We start from the raw sequence: 22402 nt of genomic DNA, 5'->3' as shown, positions 1-22402 counted from the left end.
GACGACGGCCCGACCACGGCCCGACGCACTGGAGGACGAGCGATGAACGAAAGAGCCGATCGATCGGGACCCGGGATCCACCGCGTCCCGGTGCTGATCGTCGGAGGCTCCCTGGTCGGCCTGTCGGCCTCGGTCTTCCTGGGCCGGCTCGGCGTCCGGCACACCCTGGTGGAACGCCACGCCGGCACCTCCATCCACCCCCGGGGACGCGGCAACAACGTCCGCACGATGGAGCTCTTCCGCGTGTCGGGCACCGAGCCGGACATCCGGCGGGCCGCCGCCACGCTGGCCGGCAACCACGGCATCCTCCAGACGCCGACGCTGGTCGGCGACGCGGGGGAGTGGCTGTTCAAGCAGATCGACCCCGGCAACGGACTGGCCCGGTTCAGCCCCAGCGGGTGGTGCCTGTGCAGCCAGAACGACCTCGAGCCGCAACTCCTCGCCCACGCCCGCGCACTCGGCGGCGAGATCCGCTTCGGCACCGAGCTGCGCTCGTTCGAGGCGGACGCCGAGGGCGTCACGGCGATCGTCGAGAACCGCGGGACCGGCGAGCGGACCACGATCCGCGCCGACTACCTGGTCGCCGCCGACGGCCCCCGCAGCCCCGTCCGCGAGCGGCTCGGCATCGGCCAGAGCGGCCCAGGCGACCTCTTCCACAACATCAGCATCACCTTCCGCTCCCGCCGGCTCGCCGACGTCGTGGGCGACCGCCGCTTCATCGTCTGCTACCTCACGACCCCGGACGCGGACGGCGCGCTGCTCCCCGTGGACAACCGCGTGGACTGGGTCTTCCACGCCCCCTGGCACCCGGAGACAGGCGAGACGCTCGAGGACTTCACCGACGAGCGCTGCGCCGACCACATCCGCCGCGCGGTCGGCGACCCGGACCTCGACGTCGAGATCACCGGCAGGGCCCCCTGGCACGCCGCCCAGCGCGTCGCCCGCAGCTACCGGTCGGGCCGCGTCCTGCTGGCCGGCGACTCGGCCCACGAGATGTCCCCCACCGGCGCCTTCGGCTCCAACACCGGCATCCAGGACGCCCACAACCTCGCCTGGAAACTGGCCGCCGTCCTCGACGGCTGGGCCGGCGACGGCCTCCTCGACACCTACGACGCCGAACGCCGCCCGGTCGCCGAGGCCACCAGCGCCCGCGCCGCCGCCCGCTCCGCCGAGCACAGCCACCCCGGCTTCGCCCCGCCCCCGGCGGCCGGAGGCGGCGGCGGTCCGCAGCGCGGCATCCTCAACGTCGCCCTCGGCTACCGCTACCCCCAGGGCGCGGTCGTCGGCGCCGACCCGGCGACACCGGTGGTCCCGGACGCGCTCTCACTCACCGGCGAACCCGGCAGCAGGGCCCCGCACCTGTGGCTGCTCCGCGGCGACGCCCGCGTCTCCACCCTCGACCTCTACGAACGCACCCTCGTGCTGCTCAGCGACGCGACGGAGCCGAGCGGCTGGCACGAGGCGGGCACCCGGCTGGCCCACGAGATGAAGGTCCCGCTGACGCCGTACCGGGTGGGCAAGTCCCCGGACGCCGAACTGCTGCCCGAGGACGACGACACCGACTGGGCGAAGGCGCACGGCGTCACGCGCGGCGGCGCGGTCCTGGTGCGCCCGGACGGCTTCGTGGCCTGGCGGGCCCCCGGTCCGGCCCCCGACCCCGCGGCGATGCTGCGCCAGGTGCTGACCTCGGTGCTGTCCCTGCCCGGCACCCCGGACCCGGCCCGGCCGGAACCGAGCGTGAGCGGCATGGTGCCCGCAGGCGGGTGAACCCCTGGAGGGAGCGACATCCCTGCCCGGTGGGCCCGGCGCGCCGTCACCGGGCAGGGAGGTCGTTCACCGGCCGCGCAGCCGGGCGAGCGTGGCGTCGAGGTCGGAGTGGCGGGGCCGGTTGTGCGGCAGCCTGCCGAGCACGGCCGCCATGCCGCACGTGTCGGTGAGGGCGGAGAAGACCAGCCCGCCCGCGATGCCGGCCGACAGCAGCTGGAAGGCCGGGTGCACCAGCAGGCCGAGCAGGAGGCCCAGCAGGACGAGGAGCCCGGCGGTGAGACGGACCTGCCGTTCCATGCCCCAGCCGGCCTTCGCGGGCCCCTCCGGCCGGGCGAGCTCGTGCCCCTGCGCGGCCCAGGCCCCGGTGCCTCCGACGAGGGTCGCGGCGTCGACGCCGTGCTCGGCGAGGACGCGGCACGCGTTCGCGGAGCGGTTGCCGGAGGCGCAGACGACGAGCACGTCCCCGCGCCGGGCGGCGTCACGGACGGCGGGCAGGGCACGCCGGAGCTGGTCCAGGGGCACGTTGAGCGCGCCGGGCAGGTGACCGCCGGCGTACTCGCCGGGGGTGCGGACGTCGATGACGGTCAGTTCGTGCAGGCGGGAGTGCGCCTGACGGGGGTCGAGGGTGGCGGGGGTGGGCATGGGGAGATCCTTTCCGTGGACGTTCGGACGTTCGGACTGTCGGTGGCCGTCGGCCGTCGGCCGTCGGCGGTGCGGCGGTGGCTCACGGGACGAGCGCGTCGGCGAGCATGAAGAGCGCCACCGCGAGGAGGGCGTAGGCGAAGAGGGTCTGCAGTGTCCTGCCCCGGACCTTCGCCGCCAGGCGTTTGCCGTCCCAGGCGCCGAGCACCGCGGCCGCGGTGAAGGGCCCGACGACGGCCCAGTCGAGGTGCGTCCCGGTGCCCGCCCGTGCGCCGAGCGCGGCCAGGGAGTTGACCGTGATGACGAGGAGGCTCGTGCCGACGGCCCGGCGCATGGCCAGCCCCAGCACGCCCACCAGCGCCGGAACGGCGAGGAAGCCGCCGCCCACCCCCAGGAACCCGGTCACCGCGCCGAGCCCGGCACCGACGCCACCGGCCCGCGCGGGGCGGACGGGGAGTGCGGCCGGGCCGGCGTCAGCGGGCCGCAGCATCCGCCACGCGGCCAGCGCGGCGACGGCCGAGAACGCCACGACCAGCACGGGCGCGGGCACCCGGTCGGCCACCGACCCCGCGAGCATCGCGGGCACGACACCCGCGGCGGCGAACAGGAGCCCGGTGCGCCAGGCGACGTTGCCGTCCCGGGCGTGGCCGCTCAGCGCGGTGACGGAGGTGAGGGTGACGATGACGAGGGCCGCGGTCGTCGCGTCGGCCGGGTCGAAGTGGAGCAGGTAGATCAGGGCGGGCACGGCGAGGACGCTGCCGCCCCCGCCGAGACCTCCGAGGGCCAGGCCGACGACGGCACCGGCGACGAGCGCGGCGATCAGAGCGGTCATGCTCAGCGGCCGGTGCGGTTCGGGTCGCCCGAGCCACCGGTCACCGTCAGCCCGGCGGCAACGGCGGCGTCGAACCCGTCGTCCACCGCCACCACGTCCCGCCCCGCGGCGTGCAGCATCGACGCGGCGATCGCGGCCCGCATGCCGCCCGCGCAGTGCACCCACACGGTGCCCGCCGGCACCTCGCCCAGCCGCTCGCGCAGCTCGTGCACCGGCAGGTGCACGGACCCCGCTATGTGCCCGGCGGCCCGCTCGGAGTCCCTCCGTACGTCGAGGACGACCACGCCGTCCGTGCCGCGCTCGGCCAGCCCGGCGAACGTCGACCGCGGGAACGACACCGGCCGCCCGCCCGCGGGCACCCATGCCTCGGGCGTCCCGGTCGCGGCGCTCGCGGGCCGGTCGATGCCGACCCGGACCAGCTCCCGCTGGGCGGCGGCCAGCTGCTCCGGCGACTCGGCGAGCAGCGTGACCGGCTTGCCCCACGGGATCAGCCAGGCCAGATACGTGGCGAGCTTGCCGTCCGCCTCGAAGTTGTACGACCCGGCGACATGCCCCTCGGCGAAAGCCACGCGGCCGCGCAGGTCCACCACCCACTCGCCGGCCGCGAGCCGGGCGGCGATCTCCTCGCCGTCGGCGACGGCCGGCGGGGTCAGATCGACCGGGGCCGGACCGCCGGCGTTGGCCGGGCTCATGTGGGCGTAGTAGGCGGGCACGTCGTCCAGCCCGGCCAGCAGCCGGGCCACGAAGGATTCGACGTCCTCGGTCAACGCGGCGTTGACGGCCTTCTCCCGGCCGATCGTGGTGGCGTCCCCCTCGGCCTGCCCGGAGGAACAGAAGCTTCCGAAGCCGTGCGTCGGGAGCACGGAGGTCTCGTCCGGCAGCTCGGCGGCCAGCCGGTGCGCGGAGGCGTGCTGCGCCCGCGCCAGCTCCTCGGTCAGCCGCGGCTCCACCAGATCCGGCCGCCCCACCGTGCCGATCAGCAGCGAACCCCCGGTGAACGCGGCCACCGGGACGCCGTCCTCCTCGAGGACGTACGAGGTGTGGTGCGGGGTGTGCCCGGGGGTGGCCACCGCCCGCAGTTCCAGCCCGGCGTCGACGCCGACCGTGTCACCGTCCGCCACCGCCACCCGTGAGAACGCCACGTCGGCCCCGGCCGGCACCAGGTAGACGGCACCCGTCACCCGGGCCAGCTCCAGACCGCCGCTGACGTAGTCGTTGTGGAGGTGCGTCTCCACGACGTGCGAGATCAGCACCCCGCGCCGGGCGGCCACGGCCAGGACCCGGTCGATGTCACGCGGCGGATCCACCACGACCGCGCTCCGCGCGCCACCGGCCAGGTAGGAACGGTTGCCGAGCCCCTCCAGCTCGAGGGTGTCGACGAAGAACATCGGGCTACTCCTTCACGGGACGATTACCCCCCGGGGTATTACCACCGTAACACGGGTACCCCCCGGGGTATCCAACGGCGGGTCGGGCGACAGCGGCGCGGGATGTGCCCACCTGTCGCCGAGGGCGCCGAGTACGGCACTGTGTCCCCAGCCGTCGGCGTCCGTCACAAGGCAAGGGGGATCGACCGTGTGGGAGCAGCTGCCCGCGTTGGCCGGTGTCGTCGTGGGGGCGGCCGGCTCCTACCTGGCGTCCAGCCTCACGGAACGGAGCAGATGGCGGCGGGCCAGGTCGGAACGCTGGGACCAGAAGAGACTGGACACCTACGCCTCCTACGCCAACGCCCTGAAGCACCAGATCAACATCGCGCAGCGCATGGGGGCGGCGAGGGGCTTCCGGCACGCCGTGGACCCCCTGGACCCGGAGCAGGGCCTCACCCAGCTCGCGGAGGCGGAGGACCGGCGGGCGGCCGAGTGGGAGTCCGTGCTGCTCGTCGGCGACGCCGAGACCATAGCGGCGGCCCGCACCTGGCACGAAGCCGTGTGGAACGTCGAGCTCTACGCCCGCGGCGCGAAGGACGACCTCGCCGGCTGGGAGGACGCGATCCGCCGGATGAGCGCCGCACGTGACACCTTCTACGCCCTCGCACGCCGCGACCTGGGCATCGCGGGGCCACCGCCGCCGTCCGGGAACTGGCCCCGCGTCTGGCAGCGGGACGGCACGGCCTGACGCACCGCCCGCGGCCGACGGCGTTGTCAGTCCCCTCTGCCATGATCCCGCCATGCTGAACGACGCCCCGGCGGCCGGGGATCGAGAGCGGGGCCCGACGAGCCCCGCCGAGGACCTGATGCGCGCGCTGACGGACCCGGACCCCACCGGCGAGCACGGCCACCCCGACCCGGCACAGGTCACCGACGAGGAACTGGGAAGCCTCTTCGTCGCGGCCTGCCGGGTGGACACCTCGGCCCCGCTCCCGAGCCGAGCGGCAGCCGCCGCGGTCCGCGCCGCGGCCGGGGAGCGGCAGCCGCGCTACACGCCCGCCGCGTGCCGCCGCATGTTCGACGTGCTCGTCGAGGAGTGCGAGGAACACGGCTGGGCCGACCTCACCCTGGGCCTCGACGCCCTGCGGCACTGCACGGGACCGGTGCCCGACCTGTCCGACCCCGCCCGTGCCCTGGTCGGCGCGTGGCTGGCCAAGGACGTCGTCCGTCAGCCGTACGCGCTGCTGGCGGTCGCGACCCTCGCCGGGGACAAAACACTGACCGCGGCCGTGGAACGGCTCTCCCGCGGCGTCGGCCCCATCGTCGCCGACGAGACGGCCGTGCTGGCCGCACTGCCCCTGGCCGAACAGACGGCCCTGTCCGAGATGGACCGCGAGCACAGATTCGTCTCACCGCTCGCCCACACCTGGAACAGATCGGCCGAGAACCCGGCGTACGTCGCCTTCACCCGCCGCGCGCTGGAAGCGGCCGCCGACCGCACCGACGCCATCCGGGCCGGCGAGATCCCCTACCGGGCGGACAAGGCCTTCACCGACCGCGAGGTCACCACACTCGGCCAGGCCCTACGGGTGGCCCTGCTGCGCGACGAACCATGGCTCCCCGCACTCTTCGACCGCCTGCTGCCCGGCACGGCCCTCGCCCCGACCCCGGCGAAGACCCTCCCGTCCCAGGCCCTCCTGTACGAAGTGGTCCGCGCCGCCCAGGACTTCCCGACCCCCGAACTGGTCACCGCGATCCGCACCGTCCGCCGGACCGTCCGGCACGCCGGGGTGCCCAAGCAGCTGGACAAGATGCTCAGGAAGGTGGACGCGGCCCTGGCCGAACGCACCGACGTGGCACTCCGGCTGCCCCGCACGGACTTCGACGACGCGGGCGCCCTGCGCCGGCCGGCCGGCGACTACGAAGCGGTCGTCACCGTCACCGACACCGCCACCCTGACCTGGGAGAAGGACGGCCGCCCCCTGCGCACCGTCCCGGCCCCGGTCCGCCGCGACCACGCGGCCCTGGTCAAAGAGCTACGCGACCTGGTGAAACGCCTGAACGCCCAACTGGCCACTCTGACGCGGGCCTTGGAAGGCGGCTTCACGGTCGACACGGCCCACCCGTACGCGTGGTGGCGCACGGAACTGGCCGGCCACCCCTTGGCCCGCACCCTGGTGGGCCGCCTGATCTGGGAGATCGAGACGACGCAGGGCGAGTGGCAGCCGCTGCTCCCGGAGACGACGGAGTCGCTCCCCGAAGCCCCCGCCGACGCCGCCGTGCGCCTCTGGCACCCCCTGCGCTCCACCCCCGACGCGGTACGCGCCTGGCGGGACCTGCTCACCGAACGACGCATACGGCAGCCCTTCAAGCAGGCGTTCCGCGAGACCTACCGCCTCACCCCGGCCGAGGAGCAGACCGGCGTCTACTCGAACCGCTTCGCCGGCCACCTCGTCCACTACCGCAAGTTGTTCGCCCTGTTCCGCGCCCGGGGCTGGCGCAGCCGTCTGCTCGGCCCCTGGGACGGAGGAGACGGCGACGAGGCGGACCGCACCCTGGCGGCGGGGGAGTGGCGGGTCCGCTTCCACCACACCTGGACCGAGTACAGGGGCGAGGACGAACTGGCCACGACCGACCAGGTCCGCTTCGACCGCCGCCTGGAGGGCACGTGGCGCGAGACCCCGCTCGCGGACGTACCCCCACTCGTCTTCAGCGAGGCCATGCGCGACGTGGACCTCTTCGTCGGCGTGACCTCGATCGCCACCGACCCCGACTGGACCGACGGAGGCGCCCGGCGCGCGTACTGGGAGCGGACGGCGTTCGGCGAACTGCCGGAGACGGCTCTGGCCCGCCGCGACGCACTGGAACGACTCCTGCCCCGCCTGAAGATCGCCGACCGCTGCACGCTCGACGGGCGCTTCCTGCGCGTCCGAGGCGATCTGCACACGTACAAGATCCACCTCTTCTCGGCCAACGTCCTGATGGACCCGGACGACCGCTACCTGTGCATCGTCCCGGCCCGCCGCGCGCCGGCCGACCGCACGGTCTTCCTCCCCTTCGACGACGAACGCCTCGCACTGATCCTGAGCAAGGCGTTCCTGCTGGCCGCGGACACCGAGATCACCGACGAGACGATCCTCCGCCAACTGGAACGAGGCGCCTGATGGCCACGGTCACCTTCCGGGACGAGACGCCGACGGGCAAGCGCCTGGCCGAGCGGGAGCTGACCGGCCTCCCCGGCCGAATGACGGTCCGGGAACTGATAGCCCTCAGGTCCGGGCAGGACACCCCCGCACTCTCCGAACGGACCTTCCTGACCAACGGCTTCTTCATCCTCACCGACGACCGCCAACTCGACTCCCTGGACGAGACGGTGGACCTGACCGGGTCCCCCACCCTGACCTTCATCAAGCTGGTCGCGCTGGCCGGCGGCTGAACCGGGCTTCAGCGGGCGTCGCCGGAGGTGCGACGGCGCGCGTCCCTCATCAGCTTGTCCGACAGGGCGGCGAGCACGGTGCGTACGCTCTCCGACAAGCCCTGTACGAGTGAGGCCTCCCGACCGAGCACGGCGTCGACGGACCGCTCGATGAGCGCGTGGTCAGATTCAGATCTTGATGACGGTGGCGCGTCTGCCGCAGAGGGTGATGAGGTCCTCCGGGTCGGAGGTGAGGATCGTGACCGGCCCGGGCGCAGCGAGGGCGGTGGCGGCGAGCATGGCGTCGATGGCGTACTTGTGACCGTGCAGGCCGGCGTCGCCGAGGAGCGCGGCGGCGTGGCGGGCGATCGGTTCGGTGATCGGCTCCACGACGAGACGGGAGAGCGTCCACTCCAAGGCCGGCCGGTTGATGCGAGGGCGGACCACTTCGACGAGGGTGGCTGCCGAAGTGATCACACGGAGGTCGTCGGCGCGGGCCAGGGCGAGCCAGCCGGTGACTGCGCGATCCCGCAGCACAGCCTTGGCCAGCCCTTCACTGTCGAGGACGAGAGTGCCGCCGGGGACCGCGGGCGAGCCGGTCACGCCGCGCTCGCCCCGCCCTGTGCCTGCTCACGCCGCGCCTGGGCGAGCTGGTCGCGCAGGGACTGGACCTCCTCGTCCGTGACGGGCCCGTGCTCGGCCTCAGCAACGGCGATCAGCTCGTTGAGGTTGTCCCGCTCGATCTGCCGAGCGACGGCCGCGGCCACGTAGGCGGACAGACCGGAGGGCCCGCTGCGAGCCTTGGCGGCCTCGGCGATGTCACGCGGCATGGTGATCGAGTACTTCCCGGTGGGCTCGCTCATGCCACCAATCCTACCTATCATCCTCCCGGCGTGGGTCGAGCGACGCCGGTGAGGACGCACGGGTTACTGAGCTGATGGAAGGGGCCCGAAGTTCAACGCGCCAGCGGCCTACGCCTGCACATACGCGAAGACCCCGGCCTCAGCGTTTCCGCTGGTGACGGGGTCTTTGGGCACCTGCTTCACGGTGCCCCCGGCAGGCTTCGAACCTGCGCACACGGCTCCGGAGGCCGTCGGCATCTCCGATGTTCCGGCAGGTCATAGACCTTACGACTGTCCTGGGCGACTTGCTCGTCCACGGATGGTCCACGACGCCCTGCAATGAGCCGGTGTGGGCCACCGACATGGACGACGCGCCGATATACCCACCGGCAGGTAGGACGATGCGGGACCGTCGGCAGAACCAGGAGGGATTGTCGACGGCCTGCAATACCATGATGCTCAGGTTGAGGGGCGACGCCGCGTGCACGGCGTCTGGGCGGCAGGAGGGGTATGGCAGCGTCGAGCCTGGTGGCTCTGCGGAAGGTGTGTGTTCCGCGGGAGGACGTACTCGAAGGCGGATTGGCGGAGAACCACTTCGCAGCACAACTGGACAAGGTGGTCCGCGACGCGGAGCACTATCCGGTGTACGGCGACGCGGAGGCATTCTTCGCGCAGACCTACCCCACGAGCGGCTTGAAGACGCTGCTCACCAAGACCTTCGGTCGCCTGACCGGAGCGAAGGGTGTCGCGGGAGAGAACGGCGTGCTTCGCCCGACGACCTCATTCGGCGGCGGTAAGACCCACGGCCTGACCGCCGTCTACCACCTCGCCAAGGGCGCCCGGCCATCCAACATCGCCGAGTTCCTCGACCCGAGTCTGCTTCCCGACGGCCCGGTCCAGGTCGCGGCCCTAGTCGGCGACGCCCTCGACCCCACTGCGGGCCTCGAGACCAGCGGCCATCGCACCTACACGATGTGGGGTGAGATGGCTGCCCAGATTGGCGATGACGCGTTCGCGGCGATGGAGGCGAACGACACCCATCGCACGGCCCCGGGCACCGCCACGATCAAGGCCGCCTTCGGCGGCAAGCCGACAGTGGTGATTGTCGACGAGATCTCCAAACACCTGCGTATAGTGACCTCCTCCGGCAGCGAGGACGTACGCCGCATGGCCGGCGCGATCCCCGCCTTCCTCGGCAACCTTTTCGAGGTCGCCTCCGACCCGACCAACAAGGTCTCGGTCATCATCACCCTGGCCGCGACCACCAACGCGTTCGGTGCGGAGACCACCGAGATCAGCGAACTGACCGGTGAGGAAAAGGAGAAGGCCGACGCCGCCAACGCCGCCTCGGTCAAGGCCGCCCAGGAGACCGGTGACGTGCTGACCCGCGCGGTGCGGCCGAGCGCGGTGATCACGCCGGCCGATGACAACGAGATCGGAGAGATCCTCAAAAAACGCCTATTCACCTCCGTCGACGAGGACGCCGCCAGGGCAGCCGGGGAGGCCTACCGGGACTTCTACCAGCAGCTCGCCAAGACCGAGCAGCTCGCTGGCGGCGCCGAGCATCCGGCTTCCTATGGCGACCTGGTCACTAAGACCTACCCGTTCCACCCCGAGCTGGTCCGCGTCCTCGATAAGCGACTGGGCAACATAACCGATTTCCAGCGTGCCCGTGGCGCCCTGAAACTCCTGGCCGAGGTTGTGGCCAACATCTACGCCACCAACGACGACACAGAGATCATCAACGTCGGCGACATCGACTACTCCAACGAGCCGGTCCTCAACCACCTCACCGACGGCCTCGGCCGCGCCGAGTACGCGAGCGTGGCCAAGGGCGACTTCGCCTCCAAGGCGTCCCACGCGGCTGTCGTCAACGCCGATGTCTTCCCCGGCAAGCCTGCCTACGCCACCCGCGTGGCTCGCACCGTGTTCACCCACTCCCTGGAAATGGTCTCCACTGCAGGGGCGGGCCGCAACGACTGGCTGGTCGGCACCCTGCGCCCCGGCGAGGACGCCACCATCTACGAGAAGGCGCTCACCGAGTCGGAGAGGGTCTTCTGGCACCTGTCGTACGACGGTGCCCGCTGGCGCTTCAACATCGAGCCCAACGTCAACGCCATCATCGAGACCGAAAAGCGCAACGTCGCCAACACTGCGGTCGCCGCGGAAGTCGATAGCCTGATCCACAAGGCGTTCGCCAACGACGGCGGCGTCACCGCGATCCATTTCCCGTCAGGCCCCGCCGAGATTCCAGACAGGAACGCGCTGCGCGTGGTCGTGCTCGACCACGATGTCGTCACCGTCGACCCGCGCCACACCGACCAGCCGCCGGCACAGATCGTGGAGATGCTCGACAAGGTCGGCTCGGTCGGTACGCCGCGCAAGTACCGCAACTCCCTGGTCTTCGCCCTTGCCGACGCCGAGCAGGTCCACGTACTCAAGGACCGCGCACGTGCCCTGATCGCCTCCAACAACCTCGCCGCGGATACCAACCGGCTGGGCCAGTTCAGCGAGGAGGTCCGCAAGAAGGTCGAGGCCTACGACAAGGAGGCCCGCCTCCAGGCACGCATCGCGGTCACCCGGTGCTTCAAGCACATCTACTACCCGGCCGATGAGAAGGCCACCGACTACCTGCGCCACCGCGAGCTCCCCGCCCAGGCCCAGGGCGACCCGAAAAATGCCACCTCCGCTGTTATTACCTTGCTGACCGATGAGGACAAGATCCGCACCAGCCCGTTCACGGCCTCCTTCCTACGCGCCCGTACCTGGGCCAACAAGGAGGCCACGAGCACGGCCGCGATCGCCGAGTATTTTTGGTCCGACCACAAGGCCTCCATCGTCCGCAACCCCTCCCTGCTGCGGGACGCGATCGTCAACGGCGTCAGCCACGACAACTGGGTCTACTACGACTCCGCCAGCGGAAAGGCTTACACGGCCAATAACCAGGCTGGCATGTCGATCACCTTCAGCGCCGACACCGAGGTCATGACCATGGCTGAGGCGCAGAAGCGCGGCCTGCTGGTCCGCAAACCCACCCAGACTGACCTCCGCTCGGTGCTCACCAAGGACCAGCTCACCGGCGCCGATCTCCGCGCCCGCCTCGAGACCGCCTGCGGTGGCGAGCCCTCCAAGACCGAGGTCCTCGACCTGCTGGCCACCGCCGTCCAGTCCAGCGAGTACGGCTGGTTCGTCGTCACCGACACCGAGCCCGCCGCCGGCGTCCGGGCGCTCTCACCCTCGGCGATCAAGGACAAGGGCCTCGACACCCTCCACATCCTGCCCCGTGAGACCGCCGACCAAATCGGCGTCGAGGTTCCCTCCCGCACCGCCGCCTCCAAGACCTTCACCGCGAACGGTCCCGGCGGAGCGGCCATGCAGACCCTGCTCGACGCCGTCTCTGACTACACGATCCGCACCATCTCGACCCTCACTTTGAAGGTGAGCGCGGATGCCGCGTCCGGCACGAGCGACATCGACCTTGCCGTTGCCTCGCTCGGCATGCTGCAGAAGCAGACCATCACGGTCCGCTCCACCATCCGCGCCGAGTACAAGGGGCTCACCGGAGGCGGCATCCAGTTCCATGGCACCGCTGAGCGCGCCGACTTCCAGACGGCCTACGGCCACGCCAAGAAGGCGCTCACCGCCGCCACGAAGACGGTCGGCGACGTCACCCTCACGTTCCGGTTCAACCCGGCACTCGACGTCGACGACCCGCAGATCGTGCAGATCCACGATGTGATCAAGAAGCTCGGTATGAAGAGCACAACGATGACGGCGGAGGTTACCAAGTGACCCCGCCCCAGCGCGCGACGACCGTCCCGAGCCGACGGCTCGCCGCCGTCGCCGGCGCCCGCGGATTCCGTCTCATCGTGAAGCCTGGCCGCGGTGAGACCTACGGCCTCACCGTCGAGGAGACTTATGGCGAGGCTGTCTCCGTCCTCGCCACGGCCGTCGTTACCCTCACCCCGCAGCAGACGGGCCGCGTCGTCGACGCCCTTTTCGCTGCAGTGAAGCGATCGGGCCACCAGCCCAGCGTGCTGACCTTCACCCGCAAGGCGCCCATCCGGCTCACCGAACCCGACGGCGTACGCCTGGCCCTGGTCCTGCTAGCCACCCAGCCCATCGCCAAGCATGAGCGCGTCCGCGCACTCGTCGCTGGCATCAACGCCATGAGCACCGAGGAGACCTACTACTGGTACTCCAAGTGCATCGGCGTCGACGCCAACCGCGCCCGCAAGGCCCTCCGCATCCTCCTCTCCGACGACTGAAAGTAAGCACCGTGACAACGCGGCCCAAGGTACTGGCTGAAGACTGGCTGCCGGTGGCAGCTCTGAGCATCGAGTCACGACGCGAAGCTGCCCCGATCCCAGGGCAGTTCCCGAAGCTCAAGACCCTCCATCAGTGGTGGGCTCGTCGCCCTATCGTCGCCTCGGCGGCCACAGTTCTGGCGGGTATCCTGCCAGCCTGGAGCGACGAACTTGCGGAGCGGCATCCTACGATCAGCGGGCTGCAAACCGAACGGGCATATCGCGACTGGTTCAACCGCCTCGTCGGTATTTGGGGAGACCCCGTGCTGGCGAAACGAACAAGTGAAGCCGCCAAGGCCGCGGGCGTCAAACTCAAGGACAACCCTTACACCTACCGTCCAGCGTTCAAGAACAGTGTCGGCGAGCAGGAGATCCGAGAGCTGCACGACGTCCTCGTCGACACCTGGGGCCGCCTTCCTGCCGTTGCAGATGTGACCGCTGGGGGAGGCTCCATCCCATGGACCGCGCTGCGCTTGGGTCTGCCGACCTACGCGAACGACCTCAACAGCGTGGCCGTGTCGATCCTGAACGCAAGCCTCACGATCCCAGCCAAACACGGCACGGCGCTAACTCCAGTCCTGCGCAAGTGGGGTCAGCGGATCGTGGACGACGCCACGACCAGGCTCCTTGAGTACTTCCCGAAGGCTGGCAGGGAGAGGGTTACGAACTACCTCTACGCCCATGCGGTGGCTTGCCCCCGCACCGGCCGGATCGTGCCGCTGATGCCGGACTGGTGGCTTCGGAAGGGTCCCAAGCAAGCCGCTGTGCGGATGCTGACTGAACTCGACGGAGTCGAGTTGCAGACGCCGAGATTTGAAGTCCTGCACGGGACGGACATCGACTTCGATGCTGACAAGGGCCTCTTTGCGGGCGGCCGCGCGATCAGCCCGTACGACAATCTCGTCGTCGACGGCGACTACATCAAGGCCGAGGCCAAGGCCGGCCGCATGACCCAGGTCCTCTATGCAGTTGTCGTCAAGACCTCCGCTGGACGAACCTTCCGTTCGCCGACCGATGCCGACCTTGAGGCACTCGATAAGGCTGAGCAACTGGTAGCGGAGAACATCGAAATCTGGGAAGCCACCGGCATCATTCCCTCGACCCCGATTCCCGAGGTGTCGAACTACGACCGCGGTCATCGGATGTACGGCATCAACAAATGGGCCGACTTCTTTTCCCCTCGCCAGCTCCTCACCCATGCCGCCTTCGTCCAAGCGTTCCGCAAGGTTGCCGCAGAAGCGAGGACTGAGCTCGATGAGAGCCTCTCGAAAGACATCCTCACCGAGCTTGCGCTGATGCAGGGAAAGGCACTGAACTACAACGCGCGGCAAACGTCCTGGCACGTGAACCGCCAGTCGACTCGCGCCGTCTTTGAGAAACACAACTTCGCGTTCAAGTGGACCTTCGTCGAGTTTCCGGGCCCAGGAGAACTGCTGCCGTGGTGTTTGAACCAGTTGGTCGATGCTTACGACGAGATCGCACGTCTCCTCGAAGAGACTGGCAGCAGCGCGCCCGGTGCACGCCTGGATCGCGAGGTGCAGGTCACCGCCGGGACCGCGGCCGACATTCCCTCCCTACCTGACGGTTCTATCCAGCACATCTGCATGGATCCGCCGTACTACGCCAACGTCATGTACTCCGAGCTCTCCAACTTCTTCTACGCCTGGGAGCGGGAGACCCTCGGTGTCGTGACGCCGGAGCTCTTCGAAGAAGAGAACACCGACCTGGAAAACGAGGCTGTCACCAACGATGCACGGTTCGCAGCGCTCGGTCGCCGTAAGAAGGAGATCGCTGACCTCGACTACGAGTCGAAGATGGCCGCGATCTTCATTGAGTGCCGCAGAATCCTATCCGACGGCGGCGTGCTCACGGTGATGTTCACCAACAAGAACGCTCGGGCATGGGATGCATTGGGCTCGGCGTTGATCGCAGCGGGTTTCACGGTCGAGACGTCCTGGCCTGTCGCTACTGAGCCAGAGACCAGCAGCCACCAAGCCAACAAGAACGCCGCAGAGTCCACCATCATGCTGGTCTGTCGTAAGCGGGACCGGAGCGATGATGGCGGGAAGCGGTACCTCGAAGACGTAGCGCCTGAGGTTCGCACAGAAGCACGAAGTGCGTCGCTCCGCTTCGCCGAAGACGGTATCGAAGGTGTCGACCTCATGCTCGCCACCTACGGCCCCGCGCTGTCTGTCATCTCGCGGAACTGGCCCGTCTACTCGTCGGTACCCGATGAGAACGGAGCCGATCGGCTCCTGAGGCCGGAGGAGGCTCTGAACATCGCACGTGAGGAGATCGTCGAACTCCGACGTCGCCGCCTCGTGGGCGAAGCGGTCCAAGTCGATAGCCTTACCGACTTCGTGCTCATGGCCTGGGACATCTTCAAGGCACGGGAGGCCGACTTCGATGCTGCTCGGCTCCTTGCCCTAGCCGTTGGCGGACTCGACATCGACCACCTGACAAGAGCCAAGGTACTCAAGAAGAAGGCTGGAACCGTGGAGTTGCTGGCACCTGAGGAGCGGATCCGAAGGGGCAACGAAGGCGATGCTCCTGGAGTCCGCCCAGAGGCAGCCGGGTTTGAGTACCTCATCGATGCCGTCGACACGATGCTCTACATTGCCAAGGTTGACGGCATGCAAGCTGCAAAGCGTTTCGTCGATCGGCATGGCTACACCAGTGACCGTGCGTTCATTGCCGCCATTCAGGGCCTGGTTAACGCAATCCCTCGCAAGAAGTCAAAGGGCGCGTGGGTCTACCCGGAGGCGGGACTTCTCGACACGCTGTGCACACTCTACTTCGATAGTGTTCAGCTCCCAGCCGACGATCTCCCTATAACGCAGATTGACGAACCAGTCGCTCTCTTCGAGATGGAGTGAGGTTGGCCGAGCACGACGACGCCCTGTTTCCCGGTGCCGCCGCCAAGCCGGCGACACCGGCACAGGATGGTCTCTTCGACCATGACCCTGCCACGGCCGACAACTCGTTCCGCAGCGTGACACTGAAGGCGATGTACTCGCCCGACGATGCACCGTTTGAGACGTTCTACGAGCCGCTGCTTTCCAGGGCTGTCGCCTACGACCGTGCGGTCGGCTACTGGTCCGGGGCAGAGCTGCAGTTTGCCGCGCAGGGCACGGCGTACTTCATCGCCGGTGGTGGCGTGATGAGACTCATCGTCGGCGCCCAGCTCGGCAAGAAGGACGTCGACGCGGTGCTCTCCGGCACTCCGCTCGACGATGTGGTCGCCGAGCGTTTACTGGCTGACCCTGGCCTGGAGGGCACGAAGATCGTGCAGAGCGACCACCTCAGCGTGCTGGCCTGGATGGTCGCCAACGACCGGCTCCACATCCGGGTCGGCATCCCGGTCGACAAGCACGGCCACCTGCTCACCCACCAGGAGTCGGGCCGCTACTTCCACACCAAGTACGGCATCTTCACAGATCGCTACGGCCAGAAGGTCGCATTCAGCGGCTCCAACAACGCCTCGGTCACCGCATGGGTGAAGAACCACGAGACCTTCGACGCCTACCGCTCCTGGCGTACCGAGTCCTGGGAGGATTACGGCGAGCCCAAGGAGCGAGCCTTCGAGCGGCACTGGCGTGCCAACCCCGACGAGGGTTGGGCGATCATCGACCTGCCCACCGCCGTCCGGGAACACCTGATAGAGCACGCTCCCGACGCTCCGCCGTTCCCCTTCGACACGTTCGTGCCGCAGCCGAGGCGCGAGGAGGCCGATCGCGAGGCACCGCCTGTCGACGTGGATGTCGATATCCAGGCGGCCTGGGACGAGCTGGTCGCTCTCCGGGATGCGCCGAAGGTGTCCGCGTGGACTGGCGTGGGCACAGCGTGGGCTCAGCCGCTGCCGCACCAGGCCGAGCTGATCCACCGGGTGGTGTCGACGTACCCGCGCGGCTATCTCTTCGCCGACGAGGTCGGTCTCGGCAAGACCGTCGAGGCAGGTATGGTGCTGCGTGAGCTCTTCACCTCCGGCCGGGCGAAGAAGGCGCTGCTGCTGGTGCCTGCCTCGGTGATGAAGCAGTGGCAGGAAGAGCTCCACGAGAAGATGAACCTCGACGTCGCCCGCTACGACAAGGGCGGCTTCATCGACCGGTTCGACCAGCCCATCGCGACCGATCCGAAGGCGAACCCGTGGTCGGCCTTCCCGATCGTGCTCGCCTCCTCCCACCTCGCTCGCCGCCGCAGTCGCCGTATCCAGATCCTTAACGCCGGACCGTGGGATGTCGTCCTCGTCGATGAGGCCCATCACGCCCGCCGCCGCGGTTCCAAGGCGACCGACACTCCCAACTCCCTGCTCGCGCTGCTCCAGGAGATGAAGAGGCGCGAGCTGTGGCGTGCACTCTACCTCGCTTCGGCGACCCCGATGCAGATGCACCCCCACGAGGCCTGGGACCTCATAGAGCTCCTCGGGCTGCCGGGCAAGTGGGGTGAGCAGGCGTTCTTCTTCACGCAATACTTCACCTACCTCGGCGACCCGCCCGAGAGGCGCGGCTGGAAACTCATCTGCGACATGCTGGAGGACTACTTCTCCGATCCACTCGCCGAACACGACTACGAGCTGGAGCAGCAGGTCAACGACGCACTCGGATGGGCCGACGCGTGGACGGTGACGGGGATGGCCAACAACCCACCCTCACCTGACCTCAGGGCACAGTTCCCCAACGCCACCTCCGAGTGGATGGATAAGTGGGCTCGCCGCCATACCCCGATACGCGATCGGGTCTTCCGCAACACCCGCAAGACCATGCGGGCCTACCAGGAGGCCGGCATCATCCCGGCCTCGATCGTCATCCCGTACCGGCACGTCACCGACGAGTTCATTCCCCTGGCGTCGAACGAGCGGAAGCTGTATGACCGCATCGAGGAATACATCCGCCGCCACTACAACGCCTACAAGTCCGACAAGGCCACCAAGGCCCTCGGCTTCATCATGACCGTCTACCGGCGCCGGCTGACCTCCTCCTTCGAAGCGATCAAGCAGTCCCTGCAACGCCGCCTTGACGTACTCGAGCAGGGCAAGAGCCTGGCCGATCTCCTCACCGACGACGACGGCGTCGACCTGGAGAACTCCCTCTTCGACCCCGAGACCTTCGACGTCCGCGCCGACCGCCTCAAGAAGGAGATCGGCGAGCTCCGCTCCTTCCTCAACGACCTCGGCGATATCACCGGCGAGGACACCAAGGCCCAGCAGCTCGTCGAGGACCTGGCCGAGTCGTTCAAAACGTACGACTCCGCAGTGGTCTTCACTCAGTACACCGACACCATGGACTACGTCCGCCAGCGCCTCCTGGCCGCTGGCTACTACAGGCTCGGTTGCTACTCCGGCCGCGGCGGCGAGATCTACGATCCCGTAGCAGAGGAGTGGAACCCGGTCACCAAGGCCGAGATCAAAACCCGATTCCGCAACGGCGATATCGAGGTCTTGATCGGCACCGACTCGATGAGCGAGGGCCTCAACCTGCAGACGTCGGGCCGCCTCATCAACTACGACATGCCCTGGAACCTGATGCGCGTCGAGCAGCGCATCGGCCGCATCGACCGCATCGGCGCCACCTACGAGCGCCTCCAGATCAGCAACTATTTCTACAAAGACACAGTCGAGGAGCAGGTCTATAAGGGCATCAAGGAGGACTACGACGACTTCACCAACATCCTCGGCGGCGCCGCCCCCGTCCTCGGCACCGTCGAGAAGGTCATCGAAGACCTCGCCCTCGCCACGAGCCTCAGCGACGAGGTCATCGCCAGCGAGATCGCCGAAATCCGAACCCAGATCGACGACATCAACAGCCAACCCGTCAGCACTGACGACCTCGGCACCCCCGACGATGACCTCACCATCAAGACCCCGCCGGACCTGGTCGGAGACGTCGCTCCGTCAGAGCTTGCCACCAAGCTTACGAACAACCTCCTCTCAGGCCGCTGGCTGACCCCAGACGACGGACGTCCCGGTATCTACAGCCTCCTCCGTCCGCGTGACGACGCCCGTGTGTCTTTCGGATGTCCCGCTGGCACGAAGTCCGTCGAGTGCTACATGGGTCAGCCGTCCACGGCCTCAGTCCCCGTGACATTCGACCGCGACATCTGGGATACCAGCAGCGACAGCGACCTCGTCTTCCTGACTTACGGCTCACCCGAGTTGGGCTCTCTCCTACCCGCCGAACCCAGTGAGTGATCGACAATGAGGTGACTTCCTTCTCACCAGGAACTGGATGACGGGCGCGGCCTGATTTGTCGGCAGAGATGACTCAGCGGCGACCAACACGCTTTCCCAGCTCCTGGTCTCGTCTGAACGGCCGTGAACAGGGCTGAGTGAGACGGAAACTGAGACGGGCCTCGCCGTGCTGATCTGAGCGAGGGCATCGGGGCTACAGACCGCGAAGCGCCTCGTAGAGGTCGCAGTAGGCACTCCGGCAGTCGACACTGCCATCATCGTTCAGACTGCCCAGGCACCAGTCCTTATCGTTGACCGGCTTCACCAGAAACAGCCCGTGGAATCCAAGGATGATCTCAGGATGGAGCCGTTCGTCTTCTCCCGGCCGGCCCACCCACGTCACGACGCGATCGGTGTCGAGAGCCATGGAGTCCCGATCTCCGGACACGTCGCGGATCTCCTTCAGAGTCCACCCTGTCGGTAGCTGCCCGCCTGCCATCACATGATGATGACAGGTACCGCAGCTGAGTTGGGCGCTCCGGGGCCCCTTTAGAGCACCGCTTTAGGAGTTCAATCGCTCCCCGGTACTGCTGGGGAGCTGCCCGGCCATGCTGGCCATGCCAGACCGCCTAGGAGTGCTGACGTCCGGAGCCGTTGATGTCACTCGTGGATGTCAGAACGGCGCAACCGCATGCGCTCGCTGGCAACGATGGTCAACGACCGCATGGTCCGCGACGAATATCGGGACCTTGTTTGGGCGGGCCGGCCTTCGGACCACTCGCCCGATGGGCACTCCTGGCCAAGTCGCCGAGCATGCAGCCGACGTCTTGGGCGCCGGACCGCACCGTCGACTCTGAGATTATCCCATGTAGTGCGACAAGGTCATCGGGCATTAGTTCAGGGTTATCACGACAAGCCTTGCAGATAGCGTTGAGCATCTGCTGCATTCCCCGGAACGGGGTGAACCGCGTGAAATTGGCAAGGACTCTTTTGCCTTGAACGAGCGCTTTCCATTCTCTTTCCCAGCTCTCCTCCAGATGCTGCTGCACTTCGCGGGCTGCGTCCTCGTAGGCGTCAAGCCGTTGCTGCTGAAGGGTAATATGATGCTCAAGCGCTGCTCTCAGCCCAGTGCCTGACGGTTTTGTGTCGGGTATCATTTGGCGAAGTTTCTCCTCCACCAATAGTCTCTCGACATCAGACTTCTCGGTCGACGCCAATTCCTTCAGCTTCTCTTCTACTGCTGCTGGGTCTTCACTTCCCCCAGCTGCGTCTATTACGTGTGCAAGTAGCCTGGAGTCGAGGAACGTGTTCTCAAAGGTTCGGCGACTCCATGTGAAACTGCTTCCGGGGTCATTTTCGGTGTTACCGACTAGGTCGCGATCGCGAATGGCGATCCAAGGAAGCAGTGCGTCGCCAGCGGTGAGCGTTCGAACCGTCGCGTCGACGCCCGCTCTGTTTCCGGCGACGTAAATCACCGAACGTGACGCCTCTACCGGGAAGAGCAGTTCAATCAAGTGCTTATCGGTGGCGCCTTCCACAATGATAATACGATCATGCTGAAGCCACGAGCTGGGGGTGACGCCAAGATCTGCCAGCAATTCAATTCGGTTCACCTGGTGGCTGATTCGCGCCGCCTGGTTAACGCCATCTCTTGCCGCAGAAACACTCACAATCGAATCGATGGGTGAGGAGTTAATCAAATTCGGAGAGTGAGTGCAAAGCCAGAGCTGTGCGCTTTCACTGGCCCCGAGGATCATATCGAGAATTGTGGTCTGTAGAGACGGATGGAGATGGATTTCCGGCTCATCGACTGCAAGGATCCCACCGGCCGAAGCAAGGCGGCGCGTCATGTACATCAACCCAAGTGCTCCCAGTTCACCACTGGATAGATGCTGAATGGCGTGCTTGTTCCCATTTAGCGAATCAACAAAAAGGGCAATCTTTCCCTCGCGTGACAGGGAAGGTCGCTCCAGTTCCTTTCCAGTCGCCTCGCGGAAGCTGTTGGCGATCTCCTCATATTCCGACCGTTCACTTATTTCTCCTGCTTGTCTGCTTGCGATCATTGCTGCATAGTCGAGTGTCGCTAGGTAGTCAGGAATATTGTTGAGGCTGAAGCTTGACCATCCATTCAGTACTGACTCAATCGCTTCAGTTCGGATTCTTTCGGCCGCGTCTGACGACAGGCTGTCCGGATCAACAGATCCCAAGTTGGAGCGGGTCACTGCTCGCTCGGAGGGGATGAAAGTCAACCGAGCGAACGCGTGGGTTCTCCTGAAGGCCTTTGAGCGCAGGATGTCAACCCAAATGACTGAGTCCAATCGCTCAGGTTTATCGTATTCGGTCAACATGAGCCCTATATTTAGGGAGCTAGGGCACTCCCCAACGTCGCTCCCATGCCGCGTCCTGGCTGTATCAGTCAGCTTATTCTGCTCTTCGAGGGTCAGGGAGATAGTCATTTCAATCTTGGCGGTTTCTCCCCATGGGCCTACCAGAGGGTAGGGGTCAAGATCTTCTGGGAACTCCCAGAGGAGGCTCAGCGCGACGAGTACTGTCGATTTACCTGTTCCGTTCCTGCCGGATATTACAACTAGTGGAAGGTTATCCAAGCCTTCGAGGTGAAGATTTTGAACTCCTTGAAAATTCTCTAGCTTAATACTAGAGACTCGCATTTCCCCCCCCAGTTGTATTGAGGCAACGTTCAGGTGCTTGGTGGTGTGACGAGTACCTGAAGGGCAGTGTAGGTCGGCGGAGCGGGTTTGGCCGGTGGCCTGCCCAGTCTGGGGTCGAGCATGATCAGGGGGCCGTACGCTGGTTGGCAACTCGGGCAGGCTTTGAACCTGCCCGCAATGTGCACGAGTGGCCCCCTGGTCTTGCTCGACGCGGGACCCGGACCGGGGAGGTGGCTAAAGCCGTGGAGCCGACCGGCCTCAGCCACAGAAAAATGTTCTCTGCTCAGCCCGCATGCACGCAGCGCGCCGCCGGGCGCGGCCAGCCGGGGCGAAGACAGACATCCGATGCGGTTGATCAGTCAAGCGGTGCTGGGGAAGGCGGTCTGCTCGTCGTA

At 67.4% G+C, this 22402-nt stretch carries 15 protein-coding genes; 8 read left to right on the top strand and 7 right to left on the bottom strand.

Annotated elements, in window-relative coordinates:
• Window positions 1-42 precede the first annotated feature (42 nt).
• Window positions 43-1767: an FAD-dependent monooxygenase gene (locus AB0E77_RS21470; RefSeq protein WP_361572995.1), complete on the top strand. Its 1725-nt coding sequence runs from the start codon at window positions 43-45 to the stop codon at window positions 1765-1767.
• A gap of 66 nt (window positions 1768-1833) precedes the next feature.
• Here the strand turns inward: AB0E77_RS21470 and AB0E77_RS21465 are convergent, their stop codons facing one another.
• The 3 genes from AB0E77_RS21465 to AB0E77_RS21455 all read right to left on the bottom strand — a co-directional run bounded on the left by AB0E77_RS21465 (window position 1834) and on the right by AB0E77_RS21455 (window position 4629).
• A complete protein-coding gene (locus AB0E77_RS21465) occupies window positions 1834-2409 on the bottom strand; it encodes a rhodanese-like domain-containing protein (protein ID WP_361572993.1) in 576 nt (191 codons plus the stop codon).
• Between the two features lie 82 nt (window positions 2410-2491).
• A complete protein-coding gene (locus AB0E77_RS21460; protein ID WP_361572991.1) occupies window positions 2492-3241 on the bottom strand; it encodes a sulfite exporter TauE/SafE family protein in 750 nt (249 codons plus the stop codon).
• Window positions 3242-3243: 2 nt separating this feature from the next.
• The gene (locus AB0E77_RS21455; protein ID WP_361572989.1) at window positions 3244-4629 is read right to left on the bottom strand and encodes an MBL fold metallo-hydrolase; all 1386 of its coding nucleotides are present in this window, start codon (window positions 4627-4629) and stop codon (window positions 3244-3246) included.
• 187 nt (window positions 4630-4816) lie between these two features.
• Between AB0E77_RS21455 and AB0E77_RS21450 the strand changes: the two genes are divergently transcribed.
• Genes AB0E77_RS21450 through AB0E77_RS21440 form a run of 3 tightly spaced genes read left to right on the top strand, consistent with a single transcriptional unit; the run spans window position 4817 to window position 8044 of the window.
• Window positions 4817-5356 (top strand): hypothetical protein, encoded by a 540-nt coding sequence (locus tag AB0E77_RS21450; RefSeq protein WP_361572987.1) that lies wholly within the window; start codon window positions 4817-4819, stop codon window positions 5354-5356.
• A gap of 52 nt (window positions 5357-5408) precedes the next feature.
• Window positions 5409-7772: a DUF4132 domain-containing protein gene (locus tag AB0E77_RS21445; protein ID WP_361572985.1), complete on the top strand. Its 2364-nt coding sequence runs from the start codon at window positions 5409-5411 to the stop codon at window positions 7770-7772.
• Window positions 7772-8044: a hypothetical protein gene (locus tag AB0E77_RS21440; RefSeq protein WP_361572983.1), complete on the top strand. Its 273-nt coding sequence runs from the start codon at window positions 7772-7774 to the stop codon at window positions 8042-8044. The genes AB0E77_RS21445 and AB0E77_RS21440 overlap by 1 nt, the downstream gene beginning before the upstream one ends.
• Window positions 8045-8212: 168 nt before the next feature.
• Here the strand turns inward: AB0E77_RS21440 and AB0E77_RS21435 are convergent, their stop codons facing one another.
• Both AB0E77_RS21435 and AB0E77_RS21430 read right to left on the bottom strand, forming a co-directional pair.
• Window positions 8213-8626, bottom strand: a complete 414-nt coding sequence (locus tag AB0E77_RS21435) for a PIN domain-containing protein (protein ID WP_361572981.1) — start codon at window positions 8624-8626, stop codon at window positions 8213-8215.
• Window positions 8623-8886 (bottom strand): CopG family transcriptional regulator, encoded by a 264-nt coding sequence (locus AB0E77_RS21430; RefSeq protein WP_361572979.1) that lies wholly within the window; start codon window positions 8884-8886, stop codon window positions 8623-8625. Before AB0E77_RS21430 ends, AB0E77_RS21435 begins: the two co-directional genes overlap by 4 nt.
• Window positions 8887-9375: 489 nt before the next feature.
• Here AB0E77_RS21430 and AB0E77_RS21425 point away from each other — a divergent pair, with 489 nt between their 5' ends.
• The 4 genes from AB0E77_RS21425 to AB0E77_RS21410 are packed head-to-tail and all read left to right on the top strand — an operon-like array spanning window position 9376 to window position 19359.
• Window positions 9376-12657, top strand: coding sequence for a DUF499 domain-containing protein (locus AB0E77_RS21425; RefSeq protein ID WP_361572977.1), 3282 nt, complete (start codon window positions 9376-9378; stop codon window positions 12655-12657).
• Window positions 12654-13133: a hypothetical protein gene (locus tag AB0E77_RS21420; RefSeq protein WP_361572975.1), complete on the top strand. Its 480-nt coding sequence runs from the start codon at window positions 12654-12656 to the stop codon at window positions 13131-13133. Before AB0E77_RS21425 ends, AB0E77_RS21420 begins: the two co-directional genes overlap by 4 nt.
• A gap of 53 nt (window positions 13134-13186) precedes the next feature.
• On the top strand, window positions 13187-16048 hold the full coding sequence (locus AB0E77_RS21415) for a DUF1156 domain-containing protein (RefSeq protein WP_361572973.1): 2862 nt from the start codon (window positions 13187-13189) through the stop codon (window positions 16046-16048).
• 2 nt (window positions 16049-16050) lie between these two features.
• The gene (locus AB0E77_RS21410; protein ID WP_361572971.1) at window positions 16051-19359 is read left to right on the top strand and encodes an SNF2-related protein; all 3309 of its coding nucleotides are present in this window, start codon (window positions 16051-16053) and stop codon (window positions 19357-19359) included.
• Window positions 19360-19552: 193 nt separating this feature from the next.
• On the opposite strand, the gene AB0E77_RS21405 is transcribed toward AB0E77_RS21410, so the two are convergent.
• Both AB0E77_RS21405 and AB0E77_RS21400 read right to left on the bottom strand, forming a co-directional pair.
• The gene (locus AB0E77_RS21405; protein WP_361572969.1) at window positions 19553-19765 is read right to left on the bottom strand and encodes a hypothetical protein; all 213 of its coding nucleotides are present in this window, start codon (window positions 19763-19765) and stop codon (window positions 19553-19555) included.
• A gap of 286 nt (window positions 19766-20051) precedes the next feature.
• On the bottom strand, window positions 20052-22007 hold the full coding sequence (locus AB0E77_RS21400; RefSeq protein WP_361572967.1) for an AAA family ATPase: 1956 nt from the start codon (window positions 22005-22007) through the stop codon (window positions 20052-20054).
• Between the last annotated feature and the right edge of the window lie 395 nt (window positions 22008-22402).

This window comes from Streptomyces sp. NPDC032940, from assembly GCF_040636935.1.
Taxonomy (GTDB): domain Bacteria; phylum Actinomycetota; class Actinomycetes; order Streptomycetales; family Streptomycetaceae; genus Streptomyces.
This window is presented reverse-complemented; position numbering and strand designations above follow the sequence as displayed.